Source organism: Streptomyces sp. (assembly GCF_031181705.1).
Lineage (GTDB): Bacteria > Actinomycetota > Actinomycetes > Streptomycetales > Streptomycetaceae > Streptomyces.
Genome location: NZ_JAPSKN010000082.1, coordinates 24581 through 26641, shown reverse-complemented (window position 1 = coordinate 26641; position 2061 = coordinate 24581). Strand labels below are relative to the sequence as shown.

Sequence of the window (2061 nt, the reverse complement as noted above, 5' to 3'; positions counted from 1 at the left end):
CTGGGCACCGGCGTCCTCGTGCTGTACGCGGCGCTCGGCGACGTCCTCGCCGGCGAGAGCGGCAGTGCCGTCGCCGCGCCGGCGGCGGTGGCGCTCACCCTCAGCATGGGCCCCGCCGAGTGGCTGCTGTACCGCTTCCGCAGCGACAGCCTCGCCGGGCTGCGCTCCAGCCGCACCGCACGGGAGTTCCGGCGCACGGCGGTCCGCACCGTCGCGAGGTGCCTGGCCGCCTACCTCGCCGCGCTCCTCGCGCTGGGCCTCACCGCCGCCGCCCTGTGGCCGCACGCCCCGCTGCCGGGCGGTGTGCGGACGGCCGGGCTGCTCCTGCTGGGCGTCGTCCTGTGGACGGGACTGCTCCTGCAGTCGTTCGGCGCGGTCACCGGCGCTGCGGCGATGTGCTGCGCGGCGGCCCTCGCCCAGACCCTGCTCCTGGTCACCCGCACCGGCGACCCGCACGTGGCGGGCGCGGTGGTGTACGGCACGGCGGCCGCGGCCCAGGCCGCCCTGGTGTGCGCCCTGCTCGGGAGGGCGACCGCCCATCGATGAGCACGCTGCTGGTCCCGTACTACGAGCACCCCGCCGCCCGCCCCGCCGAGTGGGACGCGATCGTCGCTGCCGCGCCCCGCCTCTACGGGGTGGTCCTCAACCCCGCCGACGGCCCCGGCGACCACCCCGACCCGGCCTTCGCCGAGGTCGCCGGCCGGCTGCGGGCTGCCGGGGCTCCCCCCTCCGGAGGAGTACGGGTCCTCGGGTACGCCGACACCGGCTACGGCCGCCGCGCCGCCACCGACGTCGTCCGCGACCTCACCCGGCACCGCGACTGGTACGGCACCGACGGCGCCTTCCTCGACCAGGTGCCGTCCGGACCAGGGGAGTTCGCGCACTACCGGTGGCTCGCCGAAGCGGCCCGGGCCGCCGGCTGCGGCACGCTCGTCCTCAACCACGGCACGGCACCGCATCCCTGCTACGCCGGCGTCGCCGACCTCCTGGTCACCTTCGAGGGCCCCTGGGAGTCGTACCTGACACCGCCTGCGCAGCCGTGGCCCGCCGTCCCGGACGGACCCCAGTGCCACCTGCTCTACGACGTCCCGCCCGGCGCCGACCCGGCCGGCCTCGCCCGGGCACGGGGTGCGATGGTGTACTGCGCGGTGCCCGGAACCGGAGATCATCCTTGGGGGACCCTGCCGTACACCCTGGAGAACACCTCGTGAGACGCCCGCTGCTGCCCCTCCTCCTGCTGCTCCTGCTGCTCGCCGGCTGCACGCGGGCCCCCGACGACAAGCCCGGCCCCCGCTGGCAGCCCCGCCCCGGCACCGCCTGGCAGTGGCAGCTCAGCGGGCGCCTGGACACCTCCGTCGACGTGCCGGTCTACGACATCGACGGCTTCGACCACTCCGCGGACACGGTCGCCGGACTGCACGACGACGGCCGCAAGGTCATCTGCTACCTGTCGACGGGCGCCTGGGAGGAGTTCCGCCCCGACGCCGGGAAGTTCCCGAGGGCCGTCCTCGGCCGGGGCAACGGCTGGCGGGGCGAGCGCTGGCTCGACATCCGCCGCACCGACGTCCTGGAACCGCTCATGGCGGCCCGCATCGACATGTGCCGCGACAAGGGCTTCGACGCCGTCGAGCCCGACAACATGGACGGCTACCGCAACGACACGGGCTTCCCGCTCACGGCCGCCGACCAGCTCCGCTACAACCGCCTCATCGCCCGCCTGGCCCACGACCGGGGCCTTGCCGTCGGACTGAAGAACGACCTCGACCAGATCCCGGAACTGGTCGGAGACTTCGACTTCGCGGTCAACGAACAGTGCGCCCAGTACGGCGAGTGCGGGGCCCTGAAGCCGTTCGTCGAGGCGGGCAAGGCGGTCTTCCACGTCGAGTACGAGGTGCCCACCGGGCGCTTCTGCGCCGAGTCCCGCCGCCTGAGGCTGAGTTCGCTGCTCAAGAAGTACGAACTGGGTGCGTGGCGGCGGGAGTGCTGAGCCCGGCGCCCGTGACCGCCGCGCCCACGACCCGGTCGGCGAGGGAGCGCCGGCCGGGCAGGAGCGCCGGCCGG

2 protein-coding genes and 1 pseudogene are annotated in these 2061 nt (G+C 75.0%); all 3 read left to right on the top strand.

The window, feature by feature from the left end; genetic code table 11:
* A pseudogene (locus tag RIN80_RS17005) lies at positions 1-546 on the top strand (hypothetical protein); the annotation flags it as partial.
* Positions 543-1211, top strand: coding sequence for a spherulation-specific family 4 protein (locus RIN80_RS17000; protein ID WP_309096452.1), 669 nt, complete (start codon positions 543-545; stop codon positions 1209-1211). The pseudogene RIN80_RS17005 and the gene RIN80_RS17000, both read left to right, overlap by 4 nt.
* Positions 1208-1987, top strand: a complete 780-nt coding sequence (locus tag RIN80_RS16995; protein WP_309096451.1) for an endo alpha-1,4 polygalactosaminidase — start codon at positions 1208-1210, stop codon at positions 1985-1987. Before RIN80_RS17000 ends, RIN80_RS16995 begins: the two co-directional genes overlap by 4 nt.
* Positions 1988-2061 lie beyond the last annotated feature (74 nt).